The sequence below is a fragment of the Caldimonas hydrothermalis genome (assembly GCF_056746695.1).
In genome coordinates this window covers 268,222-291,067 of sequence record NZ_JBWQXA010000001.1, presented here as the reverse complement: position 1 = coordinate 291,067, position 22,846 = coordinate 268,222, and the positions used below count along the sequence as shown (strand labels likewise).

The 22,846-nt window shown below is 68.8% G+C and carries 16 protein-coding genes; 8 read left to right on the top strand and 8 right to left on the bottom strand.

Annotation, left to right across the window (positions count from 1 at the left end):
* The first annotated feature begins 24 nt into the window (after positions 1-24).
* Positions 25-2,757 carry a methionine synthase gene (gene metH / locus AC1ECW_RS01410; RefSeq protein WP_481201000.1) on the top strand — a complete coding sequence of 911 codons (2,733 nt, stop codon included), beginning with the start codon at positions 25-27 and terminating at the stop codon, positions 2,755-2,757.
* Here the strand turns inward: metH and AC1ECW_RS01405 are convergent.
* Entirely contained in the window at positions 2,682-3,383 is a 702-nt protein-coding gene (locus AC1ECW_RS01405) for a TetR family transcriptional regulator (RefSeq protein WP_409705299.1), read from the bottom strand. The two genes, metH and AC1ECW_RS01405, sit on opposite strands and share 76 nt — an antisense overlap.
* Positions 3,384-3,564: 181 nt before the next feature.
* Between AC1ECW_RS01405 and AC1ECW_RS01400 the strand changes: the two genes are divergently transcribed.
* The 3 genes from AC1ECW_RS01400 to AC1ECW_RS01390 are packed head-to-tail and all read left to right on the top strand — an operon-like array spanning position 3,565 to position 9,345.
* Entirely contained in the window at positions 3,565-4,758 is a 1,194-nt protein-coding gene (locus AC1ECW_RS01400; RefSeq protein ID WP_481200999.1) for an efflux RND transporter periplasmic adaptor subunit, read from the top strand.
* 10 nt (positions 4,759-4,768) lie between these two features.
* Positions 4,769-7,915, top strand: a complete 3,147-nt coding sequence (locus AC1ECW_RS01395) for an efflux RND transporter permease subunit (protein WP_481200998.1) — start codon at positions 4,769-4,771, stop codon at positions 7,913-7,915.
* Positions 7,912-9,345, top strand: a complete 1,434-nt coding sequence (locus AC1ECW_RS01390) for an efflux transporter outer membrane subunit (RefSeq protein WP_481200997.1) — start codon at positions 7,912-7,914, stop codon at positions 9,343-9,345. Before AC1ECW_RS01395 ends, AC1ECW_RS01390 begins: the two co-directional genes overlap by 4 nt.
* Before the next feature lie 12 nt (positions 9,346-9,357).
* Here AC1ECW_RS01390 and AC1ECW_RS01385 read toward each other — a convergent pair whose 3' ends face one another.
* The 4 genes from AC1ECW_RS01385 to murU form a co-directional block, all read right to left on the bottom strand.
* Entirely contained in the window at positions 9,358-10,824 is a 1,467-nt protein-coding gene (locus AC1ECW_RS01385) for a sensor domain-containing diguanylate cyclase (RefSeq protein ID WP_481200996.1), read from the bottom strand.
* Entirely contained in the window at positions 10,821-12,242 is a 1,422-nt protein-coding gene (locus AC1ECW_RS01380) for an aminopeptidase P N-terminal domain-containing protein (protein WP_409705284.1), read from the bottom strand. The genes AC1ECW_RS01385 and AC1ECW_RS01380 overlap by 4 nt, the downstream gene beginning before the upstream one ends.
* A 70-nt stretch (positions 12,243-12,312) precedes the next feature.
* Positions 12,313-13,014, bottom strand: a complete 702-nt coding sequence (locus tag AC1ECW_RS01375) for a hypothetical protein (RefSeq protein ID WP_409705281.1) — start codon at positions 13,012-13,014, stop codon at positions 12,313-12,315.
* Complete coding sequence (murU, locus tag AC1ECW_RS01370) at positions 13,011-13,748, bottom strand: N-acetylmuramate alpha-1-phosphate uridylyltransferase MurU (protein ID WP_409705278.1); 738 nt, start codon at positions 13,746-13,748, stop codon at positions 13,011-13,013. Before murU ends, AC1ECW_RS01375 begins: the two co-directional genes overlap by 4 nt.
* 160 nt (positions 13,749-13,908) lie before the next feature.
* On the opposite strand from murU, the gene tkt reads away from it, so the two are divergent.
* Positions 13,909-15,954, top strand: a complete 2,046-nt coding sequence (gene tkt, locus AC1ECW_RS01365) for a transketolase (protein WP_409705275.1) — start codon at positions 13,909-13,911, stop codon at positions 15,952-15,954.
* A gap of 78 nt (positions 15,955-16,032) precedes the next feature.
* Positions 16,033-17,034: a type I glyceraldehyde-3-phosphate dehydrogenase gene (gene gap / locus AC1ECW_RS01360; RefSeq protein ID WP_409705272.1), complete on the top strand. Its 1,002-nt coding sequence runs from the start codon at positions 16,033-16,035 to the stop codon at positions 17,032-17,034.
* A gap of 55 nt (positions 17,035-17,089) precedes the next feature.
* Here the strand turns inward: gap and AC1ECW_RS01355 are convergent, their stop codons facing one another.
* Genes AC1ECW_RS01355 through AC1ECW_RS01345 form a run of 3 tightly spaced genes read right to left on the bottom strand, consistent with a single transcriptional unit; the run spans position 17,090 to position 19,112 of the window.
* Positions 17,090-17,830 (bottom strand): hypothetical protein, encoded by a 741-nt coding sequence (locus AC1ECW_RS01355; RefSeq protein WP_409705269.1) that lies wholly within the window; start codon positions 17,828-17,830, stop codon positions 17,090-17,092.
* Complete coding sequence (locus AC1ECW_RS01350; protein WP_409705267.1) at positions 17,824-18,660, bottom strand: biotin--[acetyl-CoA-carboxylase] ligase; 837 nt, start codon at positions 18,658-18,660, stop codon at positions 17,824-17,826. The genes AC1ECW_RS01355 and AC1ECW_RS01350 overlap by 7 nt, the downstream gene beginning before the upstream one ends.
* On the bottom strand, positions 18,606-19,112 hold the full coding sequence (locus AC1ECW_RS01345; RefSeq protein ID WP_481200995.1) for an SET domain-containing protein: 507 nt from the start codon (positions 19,110-19,112) through the stop codon (positions 18,606-18,608). The genes AC1ECW_RS01350 and AC1ECW_RS01345 overlap by 55 nt, the downstream gene beginning before the upstream one ends.
* 139 nt (positions 19,113-19,251) lie before the next feature.
* Between AC1ECW_RS01345 and AC1ECW_RS01340 the strand changes: the two genes are divergently transcribed.
* Positions 19,252-21,846 carry a DNA topoisomerase III gene (locus tag AC1ECW_RS01340; protein ID WP_409708635.1) on the top strand — a complete coding sequence of 865 codons (2,595 nt, stop codon included), beginning with the start codon at positions 19,252-19,254 and terminating at the stop codon, positions 21,844-21,846.
* Positions 21,843-22,814: an AEC family transporter gene (locus tag AC1ECW_RS01335; protein WP_409708632.1), complete on the top strand. Its 972-nt coding sequence runs from the start codon at positions 21,843-21,845 to the stop codon at positions 22,812-22,814. The genes AC1ECW_RS01340 and AC1ECW_RS01335 overlap by 4 nt, the downstream gene beginning before the upstream one ends.
* Positions 22,815-22,846 lie beyond the last annotated feature (32 nt).

The following is a 22,846-nucleotide window of genomic DNA, read 5'->3' as shown; positions in this document are numbered from 1 at the left end:
CCGTGGCCCACTGTCGGACCGGCCATGACCTCTGCCCCCCTTCCTGCCACCCCCGTGGCCCCGATGCGACTGTCGGGGCTGGAACCCGTGCTGATCGGCGAAGGCACACTGTTCGTCAACATCGGCGAGCGCACCAACGTTACCGGCTCCAAGGCGTTTGCGCGGATGATCCTCAACGGCCAGTTCGAGCAAGCGCTGGCGGTGGCGCGCCAGCAGGTGGAAAACGGCGCGCAGATCATCGACGTCAACATGGACGAGGCCATGCTCGACAGCAAGGCCGCGATGGTGCGATTTCTCAACCTGATCGCCTCCGAGCCGGAGATCGCGCGCGTGCCGATCATGATCGATTCGTCCAAGTGGGAGGTGATCGAGGCGGGCCTGAAATGCATCCAGGGCAAGGGCATCGTCAACTCTATCTCGCTCAAGGAGGGCGAGGCGGAGTTCAAGCGCCAGGCCCGGCTGATCCGGCGCTATGGCGCGGCCACCGTGGTGATGGCCTTCGACGAGCAAGGCCAGGCCGACACCTTCCAGCGCAAGATCGAGATCTGTGAGCGGGCCTATCGCATCCTGGTCGATGAGGTGGGCTTCCCGCCCGAGGACATCATCTTCGACCCCAACATCTTCGCGATTGCCACCGGCATCGAGGAGCACAACAACTACGCGGTCGACTTCATCGAGGCCACGCGCTGGATCAAGCAGCACCTGCCCGGTGCCAAGGTGTCGGGCGGCGTGTCCAATGTGAGCTTCTCGTTCCGCGGCAACGAGCCGGTGCGCGAGGCCATCCACACGGTGTTCCTGTACCACGCGATCCGCGCCGGCATGGACATGGGCATCGTCAATGCGGGGATGATCGGCGTCTACGACGACCTCGACCCCGAGCTGCGCGAGCGCGTGGAGGACGTGGTGCTCAACCGCCGCCCCGACGCCACCGAGCGGCTGCTCGAGATCGCCGAGGCCGTGAAGGGCTCGGCCAAGGACGACAGCGCCCGGCTGGCCTGGCGTGCGCTGCCGGTGGAGGAGCGCCTCTCGCATGCCCTGGTGCACGGCATCACCGACTTCATCGTCGAGGACACCGAGGAGATGTGGCAGAAGATCCGTGCCGACGGCGGCCGTCCGCTGCACGTGATCGAGGGCCCGCTGATGGCCGGCATGAACATCGTGGGCGATCTCTTCGGCGCGGGCAAGATGTTCCTGCCCCAGGTGGTCAAGAGTGCGCGCGTGATGAAGCAGGCCGTGGCCCACCTCGTGCCTTACATCGAGGAGGAAAAGCGCCAGCTCGAGGCGGCCGGGGGCGACGTGAAGCCCAAGGGCAAGATCGTCATCGCCACCGTCAAAGGCGACGTGCACGACATCGGCAAGAACATCGTTGCCGTCGTCTTGCAGTGCAACAACTTCGAGGTGATCAACATGGGGGTGATGGTGCCCTGCCAGGACATCCTCGCCCGCGCCAAGGTCGAAGGGGCGGACATCGTCGGTCTGTCCGGGCTCATCACGCCCAGCCTGGAGGAGATGCAATACGTGGCCTCGGAGATGCAGCGCGATGAGTACTTCCGTCTGAAGAAGATCCCGCTGCTGATCGGTGGGGCCACCACCAGTCGCGTGCACACGGCCGTGAAGATCGCCCCGCACTACGAGGGCCCGGTGGTCTACGTGCCCGATGCCTCGCGCAGCGTGGGCGTGTGCTCGGACCTGCTGTCCGACGAGCGCGCGGCGAGGTACTTGGACGAGCTGCGGGCCGACTACGAGAAGGTGCGCCAGCAGCATGCCGGCAAGAAGCAGACCCCCTTGGTGAGCCTGGCCCAGGCCCGCGCCAACAAGACGCCCATCGATTGGGCCTCCTACGTGCCGCCCAAACCCAAGTTCCTCGGCCGGCGTGTCTTTCGCAACTACGACCTGGCCGAGATCGCCCAGTGCATCGATTGGGGCCCCTTCTTCCAGACCTGGGACCTGGCCGGCCCCTTCCCGGCCATCCTCACCGACGAGGTCGTGGGCGAGTCGGCGCGGCGCGTCTACAGTGACGGCCAGCGCATGCTCAAGCGGCTGATCGAGGGCCGCTCGCTCACGGCGCACGCGGTGATCGGCCTGTATCCGGCCTGTCAGGTCCACGACGACGACATCGTGCTCTATGCCGATGAGGCGCGCACCCAGCCGCTGATGACCTGGCATGGCCTGCGCATGCAGACCGAGCGGCCGGTGGTCGACGGCGTGCGCCGTCCCAACCGCTGCCTGGCCGACTTCGTCTCGCCGCTCAACAACGATTACGTGGGGCTGTTCGCGGTGACGGCGGGCATCGGCGTCGAGAAGAAGGAGCAGTACTTCCTCGACGACCACGACGACTACTCGGCCATCCTGCTCAAGGCCCTGGCCGACCGCTTGGCCGAGGCCCTGGCCGAACGCATGCACCAGCGCGTGCGCACCGAGCTGTGGGGCTATGCTCCCGACGAGACGCTGTCCAACGAGGAGCTGATCGCCGAAAAATACCGCGGCATCCGGCCGGCGCCGGGCTACCCTGCCTGTCCGGACCACAGCGTCAAACGCGACATGTTCCGGGTGCTGGGCGCGCATGACATCGGCATGGGCCTGACCGACAGCCTGGCCATGACGCCGGCGGCGAGCGTCAGCGGCTTTTATCTGGCCCACCCGCAAGCGGTGTACTTCAACGTGGGCCGTGTGGGCGATGATCAGCTCGAGGATCTGGCGCGCCGCAGCGGACGCGACCGTGCCGAGGTCGAGCGTTTGGCCGGCGCCTGGGTGTGACGGGACAGCTCCAGCGGCAGCACGCCTTGCAAATAGGCGTCGATCAGCGCGTAGGCGCTGTTCAGTGATTCCAGCGCGGGCAGGCGCATCAAACGCAGGCGCATCAGGCCGCCCAGAAAGCATTTGGTCTCCAGGGCGGCCAAGCGGGGTGTGATGTCCGGGCGCAGCGTGCCTTCACGGCGGGCCTCGATGTAAGTGCGCTCGAGCTTGCCGATCAGGTCTTGGCTGTGCGAGATCCAGTCGTTCAGATCCTCGCTGCGCTCGCCGACGAACTCACACTTGAACTCCAGGATCTCCATCACCACGCGCAGCTCAGGGTTATCGAGGGAGCTGACGAGTTGGCACAGGAAGTTGCGCAGCCGGCTGCGCGCGTCGGCTTCGGGGTCGAGCAGCAGCGTGTAGTCCAGGCGGTCGATGAAGGGAATCGAGACGTCATCGAACATCGCGTCGATCAGCTCGCCCTTGTTGGCGAAATGCCAATACACCGCTCCGCGGGTCACACCCGCTTCCTTGGCGATGTGCTCCAGGCTGGTCATCGAGACGCCTTGGGCATGGAAGCAGCGCCGCGCGGCCTCCAGGATCGCCCGGCGGGTTTGTTCGGCTTCTTCTTTGGTGCGTCGCGCCATCGTCAGCATACATTCACGAATGTATGTATGATACGGGCTTTCTGGGGGCTGCGAACTCAGGGTTGATCCGCAGGTGATTGCGCTCGGTCCAGGGTCGGGCTCCGCTTCCATCCACCACTGCATGCTCGCGTCGACGGCTTCGTATCCAAAGCATCGGCTGGCGCGAGTCGATGAGGACTTCATGCGAACCATCGTCGATGACTACACACGCCGATGCGCGGCGGGCTTCCTGGGCCGATGGGGCGGGCTCCTGCTCGCTGCGGGAGTGTTGTCGGGTTTGGCAGCCTGTGATGCGGCCAACACGGCCCCCAGCCATGCCGCGCCCGCGGCCCTGCCGGTGCAGGTGCGCGTGATGCAAGAACAGGTGCTGCCGCTCACGCTGGAGGCCGTGGGCCAGGCCGAGGGCTCCAAGCAGGTCGAGGTGCGCGCGCGCGTGACCGGCCTGATCGAGCGCCAGCGCTATCAAGAGGGCGAAGCGGTGCGTGCGGGGGCGGCGCTGTACCAGATCGAGCGCGCGCCTTTCGAGATCGCGCTGCAACAAGCGCGCGCCCATCTGGCGCAGCAGCAGGCCCAGCTCGAGCAGGCCCGCCGCGAGCACGAGCGGCTGCGCCCGCTGGCCGAGGCCCAGGCCATCAGCCGGCGCGAAGCCGACAACGCGCAGTCAGCCTTGCAACTCGCGCAAGCCGCCGTGGCCGTGGCCCAGGCCCAGGTGCGCGAGGCCGAGTTGAACTTGTCGTACACCACGGTGACGGCGCCGATCTCGGGCATCAGTGGGCGCTCTCTGAAGTCCGAAGGCGCCTTGGTCAACCCGGGCACCGACAGCTTGCTGACCACATTGACCCAGACCGATCCGATCTGGGTGCGCTTTGCCTTGTCCGAATCGGAGCTGGCGCGCTTGCGTGCGGCCGGCAGTACTCAGGTGCAGTTGTTGAACGACCAAGGCGAGTCGCTGCTCGAACAGGGGCGGCTGAACTTCTCCGGCTCCACGGTGGATCCGTCGCTCGGCACGGTGCCGTTGCGGGCGGAGTTTGCCAACCCTCGGCTGCGCGTGCTGCCCGGGCAGTTCGTCAAGGTCCAGGTGGTCGCAGGACAGGCCCGGTCCTTCCTGGTGCCCCAAGCCGCCGTGATGCAGAACGAGCAGGGCCGCATGGTGTGGGTGGTGCGCGACGGCCAGGCCCAGCCGGCGCCCATTCAGACGGCTGGCTGGTCGGGCAGCGACTGGGTGGTGACCGGCGGCCTGAAAGCCGGCGATCAGGTCATCGTCGACAACCTGATGAAGCTGCGGCCCGGTGCGCCGGTGAACGCACAGGCACCGGCTGCGTCCGCGCCGGCCGCTTCTGCCGCGGCTGTCTCGGCGCCGGCCTCGGGTAACTGAAGGAGTCCGCATGAACTCCCGCTTCTTCATCGAGCGGCCGATCTTCGCGGCCGTGCTGTCCATCATCATCGTGCTGGCCGGGCTGGTCTCGATGCGCGCACTGCCGATCGCGCAGTACCCCGAGATCGCCCCGCCCACGGTGACCATCACCGCGTCCTATCCCGGCGCCTCGGCCGAGACGCTGGCCACCACGGTGGCCGCGCCCATCGAGGAACAGCTCTCGGGCATCGAGGGCCTGCAGTACTTCAACTCCAGCGCGTCGTCCAACGGCACCGTGGAAATCACGGCCACCTTCGAGGTGGGCACCGACATCGACAAGGCCACTTTCAACGTCAACAACCGCGTGCAGCTCGCCGCACCAAGGCTACCCGACGAAGTGCGCCGCAACGGCGTGGTGGTGGCCAAGCGCTCGAACAACTTCCTGCTGGTCATTGCGCTGAATTCGCCGCAGGGCACCTACGACGAGCTCTTTCTGTCGAACTACGCCACGCTCAATATCCTCGATGAGCTCAAGCGCATCCCCGGCACGGCCGATGTGCTGGTGTTCGGCGCGCGCGACTACTCGATGCGAGTGTGGCTCAACCCGGACCGCATGGCGCAACTGGGCGTGACGCCGGCTGACGTGGCCGCCGCCATCGGCGCGCAGAATGCGCAGTACGCGGCCGGCAAGATCGGTGCCGAACCCGCGCCTCCGGGCCAGGAGATCGGCTACACCGTGACCGCACGTGGCCGGCTGCTGCGCGCCGAGGAGTTCGGCGAGATCATCCTGCGCTCGGGCGGCCCCGGGGGCGTGCTGCGTCTGAAGGACGTGGCCCGTGTGGAGCTGGGTGCGCAGAGCTACGACCAGTCCAGCAGCGTCGATGGCAAACCGTCGATCGCCATCGGCGTGTTCCTGCAGTCGGGGGCCAATGCGCTGGACGTGGGCGACGCCGTCAAGGCCAAACTGGCCGAGCTCAAGAGCGAGCGTTTCCCGCAGGACGTGGACTACCTCATCCCTTACGACACCACGCTGTTCGTGTCGGCCTCCATCGGTGAGGTGGCCAAGACGGTGATCGAGGCCGCGCTGATCGTGCTGGTGGTGGTGTTCGTCTTCCTGCAGACCTGGCGCGCCACGCTCATCCCGATGCTGGCGGTGCCGGTGTCGCTGATCGGCACCTTCGCCGGGCTGTGGCTGCTGGGCTTCTCGATCAACACGCTCACGCTGTTCGCGATGGTGCTGGCCATCGGTATCGTGGTGGACGACGCCATCATCGTGATCGAGAACGTCGAGCGCCTGATGCGCGAGGAGAGAATGAGTCCGTTTGCGGCGTCCATCGAAGCCATGCGCGAGGTCTCGGGTGCGGTGGTGGGCATCGTGCTGGTACTGTGCGCGGTGTTCATCCCGGTGGCCTTCATGGGCGGCATCGCCGGGCAGCTCTACCGCCAGTTTGCGGTGACGGTGGCCATCTCGGTGGTGCTGTCCGGCGTGGTGGCGCTCACGCTCACGCCGGCACTGTGTGCGCTGCTGCTCAAGCCCCACGAGCACAACGGCCCCACGCGCGGCGAGCGCTTCTTTGCGCCCTTCAACCGCGGTTTCAACTGGCTCACGGCCCGCTTCCTGGGCGGGGTGGATTTGGCGCTCAAGCGCCGCGTGGCAGCCCTGGTGACCTTCGTGCTGATGCTGGGCGGTGCGGGCTGGCTGCTGGCCACGGTGCCCGGCAGCTTCGTGCCTGACGAAGACCAGGGCTACATCATCGCCTCGGCCGTGCTGCCCGACGGTGCGACGCTGGCGCGCACCGAGCGCACCACCGATTTGCTGCGCCAGATGAATGCCGACAACCCGGCCATCCACAGCTTCTTCGCGATCAACGGCTTCGATTTCATCGGTGGGGGCGCCAAGGCCAATGCCGCGACCATCTTCATCCCGATGAAGCCCTGGGAAGAGCGCCAGCAGAGCTCCCAGGCGCTGGCCCAGGCCGTCTCTGGCATGGGCTTTGCATTGCCCGACGGCATTGCCTTCGCGTTCAACCCGCCGGCCATCCTGGGCCTGGGCCAGGCCGGCGGCTTCGAGGTCTATGTGCAAGGTCGCACCGAGCCTGACCCGATGAAGCTCGCGCAGGTCACGCAGGACTTCATGGCCGCACTGGGCGCCCACCCGGCCATCACGGGCCTGAACACGTTCTACCGCCCCACGGTGCCGCAATTGCGTGTGGAGGTCGACCGCGAGAAGGCCCTGGCCCTGGGCGTGCCGGTGGACGAGGTGTTTGCCGCCTTGCAGGCGCAGATGGGCTCGTACTACGTGAATGACTTCAACCGCCAGGGGCGCACCTACCGCGTCACGATGCAGGCCGATGCGGCTTACCGTGCCAAGCCGGAGGACCTGGGCCGCCTGTATGTGCGCTCGCGCACCAGCGGGCAGATGATCCCGTTGAAGGCGCTGATCCGCGTGGACGACATCGTCGGTCCCGAACAGGTGGAGCGCTACAACGGCTACATCGCGGCCAAGATCTTTGGCAACGCCGCACCGGGCTACAGCTCGGGCGAGGCCATCGCCGCGGTCGAGCAGGTGGCACGCGAGACCCTGCCGCCGGGCTATGGCATCGAGTGGACGGGTCAGGCCTTCCAGGAAAAGCGCACCGGCAACGCCTCGGTGTTTGCCTTCGGTTTTGCGCTGATCATGGTGTACCTGATCCTGGCGGCGTTGTACGAGCGCTGGGGGGTGCCGATGGCCGTGCTGCTGGCCGTGCCCTTTGCCGTCACGGGGGCGCTGCTGCTCGTCTTCCTGCGCGGCATGGAGAATGACATCTACTTCCAGATCGGCCTGGTGGTGCTGATCGGCCTGGCGGCGAAGAACGCCATCTTGATTGCCGAGTTTGCGATGCAGGGCATGGAGCGCGGGCTGTCGGCCATCGCCGCGGCGCGTGAGGCGGCCCGCCTGCGCTTCCGTCCGATCGTGATGACCTCGCTGGCCTTCGGCCTGGGCGTGGTGCCGCTGATGATCGCCACCGGCGCCGGCGCGGCTGCGCGGCAGTCGATGGGCACGGGCGTCTTCGGCGGCATGCTGGTGGCCACCTTCATCGCGCCCATCTTCATCCCGCTGTTCTACACCCTGCTGGCCCGCAAGCCGCGGCCTCAGCACAGCCATGCCCCCGGCGCGACCGAGGAGGTGCCGGTATGAACACCCTGACTCCGAACATGCCTTCGCGGCTGCTGCCGCTGCTGGGCGCGGCCCTGCTGAGTGCCTGCGCGGCGGTGGGGCCCGATTACGAACGCCCCGCCACCTCACTGCCTGCGCAGTACAGCGCGGCCAGCCCTTCTGCTGAAGCCGTGCCTACCGTGTCGTCCACCTGGTGGACGCTCTTCGGCGATGCCACGCTCGACGGCCTGATGGACGCAGCGCGCCGCAACAACACCGACCTGCAGGCGGCCGTGGCCCGCGTCGAGCAGGCCGAAGCCCTGTTGCGCGAGGCCGATGCGCTGCGTTGGCCCACGCTCAACCTGGGCGGGTCTGGCGCGCGCCAACGCACGAGCGACCTCTCGGCGGCGGGCCATGGTGGCACCTTCAACACCTTCCAGTTGGCAGCCACCACCGGCTTCGAAATCGACTTCTGGGGCCGGCTGCGGCGGGCCTCGCAGGCCGCGCGTGCCCAGGCCCTGGCCACCGACCATGCCCGTGAAGTGGTGTGGCAGACGGTGAGCGGCCTCGTGGCCCAGGGCTACTTCAGTCTGCGCATGCTCGACGAGCAGATCGCCCTGAGCCGTGACACCCTGGCCTCGCGCGAGGAAAGCCTGCGCCTGCTGCGCCTGCGCTTGCAGGGCGGGGCCGCCGCGCGCCTGGAGGTGGACCAGGCCGAGGCCGAGCGCGCCGAAGCGGCACTGCAGCTGCGCGAACTGCAACGCCAGCGCGAGCTGGCACGTTCGCAACTGGCGCTGCTGACCGGCCAGCCGGACCTGCAGCTTGCGCCCGGGGCGGTGCGGGCGCTGCCCGTGCCGCCGCCCCCGCCGGCGGGCCTGCCCTCGGCGCTGCTGGAGCGCCGGCCCGATGTGCGCCAGGCCGAGGCGCTGCTGGCCTCGGCCAATGCCCAGATCGGCGTGGCCCGGGCGGCGATGTACCCCAGCATCTCGCTCACCGGCGCCTTCGGCGGGCAAAGCGCTGAGCTGTCCGATCTGCTCAAGGGCGGCGCGCGCATCTGGTCGCTGGGCCTGGGGCTGGATCTGCCGATCTTCGACGCCGGGCGGCGCCGCGCCCAGACGGCCCAGGCCGAAGCCCGCCAGCGCGAGGCCCTGGCGGCCTACCAAGGGGCGGTGCAATCGGCCTTCCGCGACGTGGCCGATGCCCTGACCAACCTCGAAGCCGCCCGGGCCGCGCAGGCCGACGTGGAGATCGCCGCGCAGGCCAGCGAACGGGCGCTGCAGACCGCACGGCAGCGATACGAGGCCGGCTACTCGGCCTACCTGGAGCTGCTCGACGCCCAGCGTAGCGCCAATGCCACCCGGCTGCGGGTGCTCGACAACCACCGCGCCCAACTGGCCGCCACCGTGGACCTGTTCAAGGCCCTGGGTGGAGGCTGGACGCCGCCGCAGCCCCGGCAGGCGGCGGGGTCCTGAGGGCGGCGCGGATCAGGAGCGCCGCCGGTCGCGACCGCTGGCGGCATAGTAGGCGCGCTTGGCCTCGTACATCCGCTGGTCGGCCTGGTGCACGGCCGCCTCCAGCCGTTGGCCGGCGGCGCAGGTGGCCAGGCCGATCGAGAAGCTGAGGGCGGCACCGGGGTAGAACTGGTTGTTCAGCTCCAGCAGCGAGTGGATGCGCTCGACGATCTGCTCGCCGCCGCGCTCGTCGGTGCCGGGCAGCAGCACGGCGAATTCGTCGCCGCCGATGCGCGCGGCGCTGGCGGGTTTGTCCACGGCCTTGGCCAGCACCTCGCCGGCGCGGCGCAGCAGATCGTCGCCGCCGGCATGGCCTTCCTGGTCGTTGATGGCCTTCAGGCCGTTGAGGTCGGCCATCACTACGGTGACCGGCCACGGGCCCTTGCGCTGCAGCCGGTTGAGCTCGTCGACGAAGTAGGAGCGGTTGCGCAGCTTGGTCAGCACGTCGTGCTTGCCCAGGTATTCGAGATAGGCCTCGGCCTTCTTGCGCGCGGTGATGTCGGTGAGCGAGACCAGCACCAGGCTCCAGTCGGCCTCGTGTCCGGGCAGCACCGAGAACTGCATGTACACGTTCACCGGCTCGCCGTCGAGCGCGTAGTTGATGGTCTCGCGCTGCTGGAAGAGCTTGCCGTCCCACAGCTCGACGAGCTGCTCGGCGAAGTGCTCACGCATGTCGTCGCGGAAGATCTCGTGCAGGCGGCGCATCAGCGTGGACTTGTCAGACGCGCCGAACATCGTGAGCGTCTGACGGTTGACGTCGATGACGCGGATCTCCTGCATGCAGCGCTCGACGAACTCGGGGTGCACGTCGAGGAAGGTGCGCAGGTCGCGGATGCCCTGGGCGCGCGCGCCGTCGAGCAGGAACTTCACGTTGCTGAAGTCTTCGACCCACAGCGACACCGGGGAGTGCTCGAACAGGCCCATAGCGTATTGCTCGCTGCGCTTGAGGGCCCGCTCGGCGCGGCTGCGTTCGCTCATGTCCTCGAGGGCCACGAGCACGCGCTCCCAGGTCTGCTCGTGACCGGGCAGCACGGTGGCGCGCAGCCAGATGTCCAGCCGCCGGCCGGTCAGGCTGTAGTTGACCGTGGGGCCGCCGAAGCCGCCGCGGCCTTCCCACAGCGCCTGCAGCTCCTCGACGTGCTGGTCGAACATGTCGTCGCGGAACACATGGCCGAGGTTGGCAGCGAGGTGCTCCTGGCTGTCGGCCTCAAAGAGCTCCAGCGTGCGCCGGTTCACGCGCAGCAGGCGGATGCGGCTCGAGCACTCGGCCACGCGGCTGCGGTCGGCGCGCAGGTGAGCGCGCAGGTCGTGCACGCCTTCGCTGCGCCATTGCTCGAACAGGGCGCGTACGCCGCTGTAATCCTCCAGCCACAGCGAGACGGGGGCCAGATCGAACATGTCGGCATAGGCCCGGGCTTCCAGGGCGTCGGTGTCCGTCATGGGGCCTGGCCTCTCATCAGGGCTTCGATCTCGTCGGGGTGCACGGGGGCGTCGCGGGTGAGCAGCTCGCAGCCTGCCGGGGTGATGACGGCATCATCCTCGATGCGGATGCCGATGTGCCAGTAGCGTTCGGGCACGCCCTCGGCGGGGCGCACGTACAGGCCGGGCTCGACGGTGGTCACCATCCCGGGGCGCAGCAGGCGCGAGGGCTTCCTCACCACCCGCCCGCCGGCCCCATCGGGCTGCTCGACGGGGGGCTCGTCTTCTTGCAGATACCCGCCCACGTCGTGCACGTCACGGCCCAGCCAGTGGCCGGTGCCGTGCATGTAATAGGGGCGGTAGGCGGCCGTGCCGATCACTTCATCGACGTCACCGTGGCGGCTGCGGTCGAGCAGCCCGGTGTCGAGCATGCCCTGGCACAGCACACGCAGGGCGGCGTCATGGGCATCGCGCAGGCGGGCCCCTGGCCGCAAGGCGTCGATCGCGGCGGCCTGGGCCGCCAGCACGATCTCGTAGAGCTCGCGCTGCGGTGCGCTGAAGCGGCCGCCGACGGGGAAGGTGCGGGTGAGGTCGCCGGCGTAGCCGAGGTATTCGCAGCCGGCGTCGACGAGGCACAGCTCGCCTGGTTTCAGCGGCGCGTCGCCGGCCGGATGGTGAAGCACGCAGGCGTTGGCGCCGGCGGCCACGATGCTCGGGTAGGCGGGGCCGGCCGCACCCTGGCGCCGGAACTCGTGCAGCAGTTCGGCTTCGAGGTGGTATTCGCGGCGTCCGTCCAGGCGGCCTTCGCGCATCCACTGGCCGCAGCGCTGCATCACCCGCACATGTGCCAGCGCCGAAATCGTGCCGGCCCGGCGCATCAATTGCAGCTCGTGCGCGTCCTTGACCAGGCGCATCTCGTCGAGCAGCGCCGACAGGTCGCGGCACTGTGTGGGGCAGGTCACGCCTTGGCGCTCGCGCAAGCGCACGTCTTGCAGCCAACGCTCCACCCGGGTCCACAGGCCCTCGTGCACGCCAAAGGGAAACCACAGGATGGCGTGTCCGCCGATCAGCCCGGGCATCAGGCGGTCGATCTCCTCGACAGGGAACGCCTCATCCACCCCCAAGGCGGCCGGGGCCGCCTCAGGGCCGAGCCGATGGCCGTCCCAGACCTCGCGCTCGGGGTGGCGGGGCTGGCACAGCAGCGTGCTGCGCCCGTTGCTGTCGAGCACCAGCCAAGCCTCGGGTTCGTCGAAGCCGGTGAGGTAATGGAAATGGCTGTCGGGCCGGTAGGGGTGGTGGGTGTCGCGGTTGCGCACACGCTGCGGGGCGGTGGGTAGCACGGCCACGCCGCCACCGGCCTCACGCAGCGCCTGCGCCAGCCGCGCGCGGCGCTGGCGGGGGGCCTGCGGGTCGGCGGCCAAGGGGGGAAGCAGACTCATCGGCACAGTCTAGCCGCGCTTGGGACGGCGCGCCATGCCGGGCGGCGCCCCGATCGCGGCGGCGCGGATGTCAGTGCGCGGTGGGCACCTTGGGGTGGCGTGCGCGGCGCAATTCGATCAATTTGCGGCGCAGTTCGCGTTCGACCGGGTCCTTGGGCTCGCGTTGCGCCCGGGCACGGCGCCGCTCGTTGGCGCGGCGCTCGCGCAGCTCACGCACCTGCTGCATTTGCAGGCGGATGAAATTGGCCACGTCTTCCACGCGACCCAGCCCGCCCAGCGTGGCCGTGCGCGGCAGCTTGACGGCTTTGCCGTCGGCCAGCGTCAGGGCGATGTAACACGTGCCCAGCGGGCCCAACAGGTTTTTTTCCACCACGTGCACCTCGGCCACATGGGAGACCGGCACCTGGCGGGTGGAATGTCGCCAGCCGCGCCGCCAGCTCACGTATTTGACGCTGGCGGCGGCGCGCTCCCAGGTCCACCAGTCCCAGCCCAGGGCGGCCAGCCAGGCGAGCGCCGCCGGCGCCCACAGCCAGGGCCGCTGGAACGACCACGCTGCGGCGCTCAGCACCCCGGCTGCAGTCAGGCCCGCCCAGACGATCGCCAGGTCGCGTTCCGGGGTGAGCAGCGAGCGCTCGTAGACGAAGGAGTCCAGCGCATCGCCCGACAGCGGCGAGGCGGCCAACTGCACCCCGCGCAGGGCCTTGACCACGCCCACTTCCAGCACGGCCCCCACCACCACGGCCGCCAGCGCACCGACGAGCAGCTCCATCATGATCGGTCCTCCTGGGCGGCCATCTTCCCGGTCGGAGGGGCCGCCGACAATGCCTCCCATTGTGCGGGCGTCCCGACGTTTTCCCACGGTCCCGTATACATCTCGACACCGATTTGGCGCCGGCGCATCGCGTCATGCAAGAGCGGGCCCAGCGCGGCCCGTTGGCCCACCGGCAGGTGGCGGCACAACTCGGCGCGCATCAGCGCCAGGTTGGCGTAGGTGTGGCGCGGCACCGTCTCGGGCGGATCGCTCAGCCCCAGGCCATCCGGGCCGATGCCGAAGTCTCCCCGGGGGTGGTAGGGCGGGTTGGGCACCAGCCACAGATGGGCCAGGCGCTTGCCTGCGGCAAAGGCTCGCGCCCGTGCGGCGTCGAAGCGGAAGCCCGGGGCGAAGATGTCGCCGGAGACCACCCAGAAGCACTCACCCAGCCAGGGCAGGGCCTTGGCGATGCCGCCGGCGGTCTCCAGCGCGCCGCCGTGGTCGCGGCCTTCCATCGAATAGCGGATGCGCAGCCCGAAGCGCGAGCCGTCGCCCAGGGTGGCCGGGAACTGCTCCTCCAGCCAGGCGGTGTTGATGACGACCTCGCGCACGCCGTCGCGCGCCAGCGCCTCCAGGTGCCATTCGATCAGCGGCCGCCCCCGCACCGGCAGCAGCGGCTTGGGGGTGTGGTCGGTCAGCGGGCGCATGCGCTCGCCGCGGCCGGCCGCCAGGATCAGGGCTTTCAGGTTGTCCATGCGTGTGAGGGAAGGCACTGGGGGCGTCGGGGCCCGGCGGGCCCTGGCGGGTGATTATCCGCGCCGACTTACAATCCGGGGTTCCCCGATTCCAACCCCCCATCCCGTCTGTGTGCGCCGTCTGCGGCGCCGGGATGCAGCCGCAGCGGCAGGTTTCCTCATGGACATGAGCGCCACGACCCTCTCCACCCCCCAGAACACCACCCTGATGGCCAACGCCATCCGCGCGCTTGCGATGGATGCGGTGCAGGCCGCCAATTCCGGCCACCCCGGCGCCCCCATGGGCATGGCCGAGATCGCCGTGGCCCTGTGGGGCCGCCACCTGCGCCACAACCCGGCCGACCCGCACTGGGCCGACCGCGACCGCTTCGTGCTGTCCAACGGCCACGGTTCGATGCTGATTTACGCGCTGCTGCACCTGAGCGGGTATGACCTGCCGCTCGACGAGATCAAGCGCTTCCGCCAGTTGCACAGCAAGACCCCGGGGCATCCCGAAGTGGGCATCACCCCGGGGGTGGAGACCACCACCGGTCCGCTGGGCCAGGGCCTCACCAATGCGGTGGGCCTGGCCTTGGCCGAGAAGCTGCTGGCACACGAATTCAACCGCGGCGCGCACCGCATCGTCGACCACCACACCTATGTGTTCCTGGGCGACGGCTGCCTGATGGAGGGCATCAGCCACGAGGCCTGCGCCCTGGCCGGCGCCTGGAAGCTGAACAAGCTCATCGCGCTGTATGACGACAACGGCATCTCCATCGACGGCCAGGTCGATCCCTGGTTCATCGACGACACCCCCCGGCGCTTTGCCGCCTACGGCTGGCACGTCATCGACGATGTGGACGGCCACGACGTGCAGGCCGTGGATGCGGCCATCGCCCAGGCCAAACGCAGCACCGACCGGCCCACGCTGATCGTGTGCAAGACGACGATCGGCAAGGGCTCGCCCAACCGGGCCGGCACCGCCAAGGTCCATGGCGAGGCTCTGGGCGTGGACGAGATCCGCGCCACCCGTGATGCCCTGGGCTGGGTGCACGACCCGTTCGTGATCCCGGCCGAGGCCTACACCGCCTGGGACGCTCGCGAGGCCGGCGCCGCGCTGCAGCGCGACTGGCAGGCCCGCTTCGAGGCCTACCGGGCCGAGCACCCCGAACTGGCCGCCGAGTTCGAGCGCCGCATCCGCGGTGAGCTGCCCGCCGGCTTCGCCCAGGTGGCGGTGGACGCGGCCGTGGCCGCCCATGCCAAGGCCGAGACCGTGGCCACCCGCAAGGCCAGCCAGATCGCGCTGGAAGCCTTCACGGCCGCGTTGCCCGAGCTGCTGGGCGGCTCGGCCGACCTGACCGGCTCCAACCTCACCCAGACCAAGAGCACGCCCGCGCTGCGCTTCGACGCGGCCACCGGCGAGCCCAACGGCGGGCGGCACATCAACTACGGGGTGCGCGAGTTCGGCATGGCCGCCATCATGAACGGCATCGCGCTGCATGGCGGCTACATCCCTTACGGCGGCACTTTCCTGACCTTCAGCGACTATTCGCGCAACGCCATCCGCATGGCCGCGCTGATGAAGCAGCGCGTGATCCATGTTTTCACGCACGACTCCATCGGCCTGGGCGAGGACGGCCCCACCCACCAGTCGATCGAGCATGCCGCCAGCCTGCGCCTGATCCCGAACCTGGACGTCTGGCGTCCGGCCGACACCGCCGAGACCGCCGTGGCCTGGGCCTGCGCGCTGCAGAGCCAGGCCCGCCCCAGCGCGCTGCTGCTGTCCCGCCAGAACCTGCCCTATGCGCCCAAGGCCGGGCTGGAGGACATCGCGCGCGGGGCCTATGTGCTGGCCGAGCCGAGCGAGGTGGGCCTGAAGAAAAAGCCCCAGGCCGTGATCATCGCCACCGGCTCGGAGGTGCAGCTCGCCCTGCATGCCCAGCAGATGCTCGCGGTGCAGGGCATCGCCGTGCGTGTGGTCTCCATGCCTTCGACGACCGTCTTCGACCGCCAGGATGCGGCCTACAAAACCCGGGTCCTGCCGGCGCGGCTGCCACGCATCGCGGTGGAGGCCGGCGTCACTGACTTCTGGTGGAAGTACGGCTGCGCCGCAGTGGTGGGCATCGACACCTACGGCGAATCGGCCCCGGCCGGCGTGCTGTTCAAGCACTTCGGCTTCACGCCCGAGAACGTCGCCGCCACCGTGCGTGCCGTGCTGGGCCTTTGATCCCGCCTGCGGGAGCCAGCCGGACTCCCGCTCGTCCATGGATTTCCGTTACCGACTTTTCCCTAGGAGAGCGCAATCATGACCATCAGAATCGGCATCAACGGCTTCGGGCGCATCGGGCGCATGGTGTTCCGCGCGGCGGTGAAGAACTTCAAGGACATCGAGGTCGTGGCGATCAACGACCTGCTCGAGCCCGACTACCTGGCCTACATGCTGCAGTACGACTCGGTGCACGGCCGCTTCGACGGGGACGTGGCTGTCGAGGGCAGCACCTTGATCGTCAACGGCAAGAAGATCCGCCTGAGCGCGGTGAAGGACCCGGCCGAGCTGAAGTGGGGTGAGGTCGGCGCCGACATCGTGGTCGAGTCCACGGGCCTGTTCCTCACCAAAGAGACCGCTCAGAAGCATCTGGCCGCCGGCGCGAAGAAGGTGATCATGTCGGCCCCGTCGAAGGACGACACCCCGATGTTCGTCTATGGCGTGAACCACGGCACCTACCAGGGCGAGGCCATCATCTCCAATGCCTCGTGCACCACCAACTGCCTGGCGCCGCTGGCCAAGGTGCTCCATGACAAATGGGGCATCAAGCGCGGCCTGATGACCACCGTGCACGCCGCCACTGCCACGCAAAAGACCGTGGACGGCCCGTCGAACAAGGACTGGCGCGGCGGCCGCGGCATCCTCGAGAACATCATCCCCTCCAGCACCGGTGCGGCCAAAGCCGTGGGCGTGGTGATCCCCGAGCTGAACAAGAAGCTCACCGGCATGTCCTTCCGCGTGCCCACCTCCGACGTGTCGGTGGTCGACCTGACCTGCGAACTGGAAAAGCCCGCCACCTATGCCGAGATCTGCGCCGAGATGAAGGCCCAGAGCGAAGGCGCACTCAAGGGCGTGCTGGGCTACACCGAAGACAAGGTCGTGGCCACCGACTTCCGCGGCGACCCCCGCACCTCCATCTTCGACGCCGAGGCCGGCATTGCGCTGGACCCCACCTTCGTGAAGCTCGTGGCCTGGTACGACAACGAATGGGGCTACTCCAACAAGGTGCTGGAGATGGCTCGCGTGGTGGCCGCGAAGTGATCGACGTCTGCCGCTCACACCAGGGCTCCCGCGGGAGCCCTTTTTGTTGCAGGGCTCAGGTGCGCGCGTTGGTGTCGGCACCACAGGGCGACGCCCGACGCCCCTGCAGGCGCGGCGCCAGGCTATCGAGGCGGCCGTGCAGTGCGGCATCGGCCGCCGGGATGCGCACCTGCACGCGCACGGCGGGCGGGGTGATCGTGAGGACGCGGGCGGCCCGCACGCCGCGGTCGGCCAGCTCCAGCGCCCGGCGCTCGGCACCGTCGCGCGAGGTGAAGCGGCCCAGCGACAGCCCCGGCTCCAGATCCGGTGAGCTGCGGACCTCTTCGGCCCGGATGCCGGCCGCGCGCAGTTCCTCCTGCCGGCGCAGCAGCGCCTGCCGGCTGGGGTACTTGCCCAGATAGACCAGAAAGACACCGCCGCGCTCCTCGCGCTGCACGCTCCAATCGACCCCCTGCAGCGCCTGGGCGATGGTGGCTTGCACACCGGCGTACTCGGCCTCGGTGTAGGGGCCGATCTCCAGGCATGCCGCGGCCGCGACCGCGCTGGCCGGCAGGCCCGATGCAGGCGAGGCCGGCTCTTCCTGTGGGGCCGGGGCGGGTGTGGCAGCCGGTGCAGGGGTGCGCGGCGATGCCGGAGCGGTTTCGATTTGCACGATCTCCGGCCGCACCTGACGCTGCAGGCGTTCGGGCTCGCGCGGGTCGGGGGCCCGGGACACCAGCCCTTGCAGATGGCCGGCGGTCCAGGCGTAGTAGCCCAGATTGGCCAGCAGCAGCACGAGCACCAGGAGTCTCAGCATGGGCGCACGCTCACCTCGCCGCTGTCCAGGCGGTGCAGGCCGCGCGCATCGCGCAGCAGCAGGGCGCCGTCCTCGTCGACCCCCTGGGCCCGGCCCTCGGGCAGGTCGGGCCTGGTGGTGCTCACCAGCCGCTCACGCAGCAGGTCGCGACCCTCGAAGCGCCGCGCAAAAGCCGCAAAGCCGCGCAGCTCGAACAGCTTGAGCGCCCCCACCAGGGCCGTGGCCGCTGCCGTGAGCGTGCCGGCGGCCGTGGCGGCCGGGTCGAGCTGGCGCAGCCAGGCCACCGGGTGGCGCGCATCGGGCAGGGCCGGGGGCGCGTCGATGTTCAGACCCACGCCCACCACCACGTGACGGCTGGGGCCGGCATGGCCCTGGGTCTCGATCAGGATGCCGCCCAGCTTGCCGGCGGGCCCGCCGTTGGCATCGAGCGTCCACAGGTCGTTGGGCCACTTGATGCGAAGCGAGGGGTGCAGCGCCTCGGCCAGGGCCACGCCCACCGCCAGCGACAGGCCACCCCAGCGCTGCGGCGACATCGGCAGGCTCAGCGAGAAGGTCAGCGAGGCTCCCGGTGCCGACTGCCAGGCACGCCCCTGGCGGCCCCGCCCCGCGCTCTGGCGCTCGGCCACCAGCAGGCAGGGGGCGGTGTCGCCTTGACGCGCACGCTCCAGCAGCCGGGTGTTGGTGGAGTCGACCTCGGCCAGCACCTCCACGCTCAAGCCCGGCAACTGGGGTTCGAGCCGCTCCCAGAGGTCTTCGGCAGGCCAGGGCAGGGCGCTCATCGCTTCGGGGCGAGCATGGTGCGCCGGCAGTTCGGGGCGCCGCAGCGGCATTCGTACTGCTTCTTCAGCTTGGGCGTGTAGCGTTCGTCGATCACCAGGCCATAGTCGTAGAACAACTCCTCGCCCGGGGCGATGTCGCGCAGGGCCTTGATGAACACCCGGCCGTCCACCTCGTCGGCCTCGCAGTTGGGGTTGCAGGCATGGTTGATCCAGCGCGCCGCGTTGCCGCCGTACTTCGCATCGATCACATGGCCATCGTCGATGTGGAAGTAGAAGGTGTGGTGCGGGTCGCTCGGGTCGTGCGGGTGGCGACGCAGGGCCTCGGCCCAGGTGATGACCTCGCCCTTGTACTCGATGATGCGCTCGCCGGCCCGGATCGGCGCCACCGCGAACACGCCCTTGCCGTGCACGCCCGAGCGGCGCACCTGGATGCGCCGCCCCCGGGACGGAACGGCAGACCCCGCGGTGGCGCGGGGGGAACGGACGGGTCGAGCTTGCGTCATGGTCGACTTTGGGTACATTGAAATGGGAGCGCGCGCGTGCGTGCGCGCACGCGCGAGGCAGCGGCATTGTAGGGGCCGCGCGGGAGCGCGCGCGCGGCATGTCCTGGTGCCCCCTCTTTCCTGACCCAACCCGAGATCCATGAGCAAAGCCCTGGTCATCGCCGAGAAGCCGTCCGTCGCACAGGACATCGTGCGCGCGCTCACGCCCTCGAGCGGCAAGTTCGAAAAGCACGACGAGTACTTCGAGAACGAGCGCTACATCGTCAGTTCCGCCGTGGGTCACCTGGTCGAGATCAAGGCGCCCGAGGAATACGACGTCAAGCGCGGCAAGTGGAGCTTCACCCACCTGCCGGTGATCCCTCCGCACTTCGAGCTCCATCCCATCGACAAAAGCAAGGGCCGGCTCAATGCCCTGGTCAAGCTCATCCGCCGCAAGGACGTCACCGAGCTCATCAATGCCTGCGATGCGGGACGTGAAGGCGAGCTGATCTTCCGCCTCATCGTGCAGTACGCCACGCCGGCCAAGGGCGGGCTGAACAAGCCCATCCGGCGCCTGTGGCTGCAGAGCATGACGCCCCAGGCCATCCGCGAGGGCTTCGAGCGGCTGCGCAGCGACGAGGAGATGCGCGGCCTGTCGGAAGCCGCGCGCAGCCGCAGCGAGGCCGACTGGCTGGTGGGCATCAACGGCACGCGGGCGATGACGGCCTTCAACTCGCGCGACGGCGGCTTTTTCCTCACCACCGTGGGGCGGGTGCAGACGCCCACGCTGTCCATCGTGGTCGAGCGCGAGGAGAAGATCCGCAAGTTCGTGCCGCGCGACTTCTGGGAGGTGCGCGCCACCTTCGGTGCCCAGGCCGGCGCTTATGAAGGCAAGTGGTTCGACCCGGCCTGGAAAAAGAACGAGGCCGACCCCGAGCTGCGGGCCGACCGCCTGTGGACGGCTGCCGAAGCCCAGGCGATTGCCGAGGCAGTGCGCGGCCAGACCGGCACCGTCACCGAGGAGGCCAAGCCCAGCACCCAGAGCAGCCCGCTGCTCTATGACCTGACCACGCTGCAGCGCGAGGCCAACTCGCGCTTCGGCTTCTCGGCCAAGACCACACTCGCGCTCGCCCAGGCCCTGTACGAAAAGCACAAGGTCCTGACCTATCCGCGAACCGACTCGCGCGCCCTGCCCGAGGACTACCTCGGCGTGGTCAAGAAGACGATGGAGATGATCGCCGGCGAGGACCTGCCCGGTCCCTTGCGCGCACTGGCCCCGCACGCGGCCCACGCGATCAAGGAGGGGTTCGTCAAGCCCAACAAGCGGGTCTTCGACAATGCCAAGGTCTCGGACCACTTTGCCATCATTCCCACGCTGCAGCCGCCCAAGAGCCTGACCGAGGCCGAGGCCAAGCTCTATGACATGGTGGTCAAGCGCTTTCTGGCGGTCTTTTACCCGCCGGCCGAGTACCTGGTCACCACCCGCATCACCACTGTTCAGGCCCAGGGCAAGGTGCACAGCTTCCAGACCAACGGCAAGGTGCTGGTCAAGCCCGGCTGGCTGGCCGTCTATGGCAAGGAAGCCCAGGAAGACGATGCCGACCTCGTGGCCGTCACGCCGGGCGAGCGCGTGCGCACCGAGGACGTGGCCGTGAATGCCGCCAAGACCCGCCCGCCGGCACGCTACACCGAAGCCACGCTGCTGTCGGCCATGGAAGGCGCGGGCAAGCTGGTGGATGACGAGGAGCTCAAGGCCGCGATGCAGGAAAAGGGCCTGGGCACCCCGGCCACCCGTGCGGCCATCATCGAAGGCCTGATCCTGGAGAAGTACCTCGTGCGTGAGGGGCGCGAGCTCGTCCCCACCGCCAAGGCCTTCCAGCTCATGACGCTGCTGCGCGGCCTGGACGTGGAAGACCTCACCAAGCCCGAGCTCACCGGCAACTGGGAGTTCCAGCTCGCCCAGATGGAAAAGGGCAAGCTCTCGCGCGAGGCCTTCATGGCCGAGATTGCTGCGATGACCCAGCGCATCGTGCAAAAGGCCAAGGAATACGACCGCGACACCATTCCCGGCGACTACGCCACGCTGCAGACCCCATGCCCCAACTGCGGCGGCGTGGTCAAGGAGAACTACCGCCGCTTCACCTGCACCGGCAAAACCGGGGAAGAGGAGGGCTGTGGCTTTTCGATCAGCAAGATTCCCGGCGGGCGCAGCTTCGAACTGCACGAGGTCGAGCAGTTCCTCACCCACAAGAAGATCGGCCCGCTGGAGGGCTTCCGCTCCAAGGCAGGCTGGCCTTTTTCGGCCGAGCTCAAGCTGGCCTACGACGAGGACATCGGCAACTACAAGCTCGAGTTCGACTTCGGCGACGACACACAGAAGACGCAGGACGGCGAGCCGGTGGACTTCAGCGGCCAGGAGTCGCTGGGCGTCTGCCCCAAGTGCAAGGGCCGTGTCTTCGAGCACGGCACGAGCTACGTCTGTGAACACGCGGTGGGCTCGCGCATCACCTGCGACTTCAAGAGCGGCAAGATCATCCTGCAGCAGCCCGTGGCGCGCGAGCAGATGAGCAAGCTGCTGGCCACCGGCAAGACCGACCTGCTGGAGAACTTCGTCTCCAACAAGACGCGCCGCAAGTTCAAGGCCTTCCTGGTCTGGGACCACAAGGAAGGCAAGGTCGGCTTCGAGTTCGAGCCACGCGCGCCCCGGGCGGCGGCCAAGAAGGCGCCGGCGAAGAAGGCGGCGGCCAAGGAATGACCCCCGCCGTCTTCCTCAAGCTCCTGGCCATCTTCACCGTCGTCACGATCGGCTGGCTGGCCGGGCGGGCGAAGTTCTTTGGCGGGGGCGAGACGGCCCGGGCGCTGTCGAACGCGGCCTTCTACCTGTTCGCGCCGGCGCTGCTGTTCCGCACCACCGCGCGCATCGACTTCGCCACCCTGCCCTGGGCAGTGATCGTGGCCTATTTCGTGCCGGTGGTGGGGCTGCTGCTGGGCATCTATGTGTGGCGCCGGCGGCGACTGTCGAGCGAGGGCTCACCGGCCGAACCCAGCGTGAGGGCCATCACGGCCACCTTCAGCAACACCGTGCAACTTGGCATCCCGATCGCGCTGGCGCTGTTTGGCGAGGCGGGTCTGTCCATCCACCTGGCCATCGTCAGCCTGCATGCGCTGATCCTGCTGAGCCTGCTCACGGTGCTGGTGGAGCTCGACATGGCACGCGCCGCCTCGCGCACCGAAGCCGGCCGGCCCCGCCTGGCGGCCACCCTGAAGCTCACGGTGCGCAACACCCTGATCCACCCGGTCGTGCTGCCGGTGCTGGTCGGCATGGGCTGGAACGTGGCCGGCCTGCCGATCCCCCAGGCCGCCGACGAGATCCTGTCCATGCTGGGCCAGGCCGTGGTGCCGGTGTGCTTGGTGGCCATCGGCATGTCGCTGGCCCACTACGGGTTGCAGGGCTCGCTGCGCGCAGCCGGCTGGCTCACGGCGGCCAAGCTCGTGGCCCAGCCGGCGCTGGTGCTGGTCGTGGGGCGCTTCGTGTTCGGCCTGTCGGGCCTGCCGCTCACGGTGATCGTGATATGCGCGGCGCTGCCTGCGGGCACGAATGCGCTGATGTTCTCGCAGCGCTACCGCAGCCAGGAGGCCGAAACCACGGCCACCCTGGTGCTGTCCACGCTGGTCTTCGTGCTCACGGCGCCGCTGTGGCTGGCGCTGGTGTCACGGTTCTGAACGCAGCGGCCGATGCCCGGATTTGAGACAAT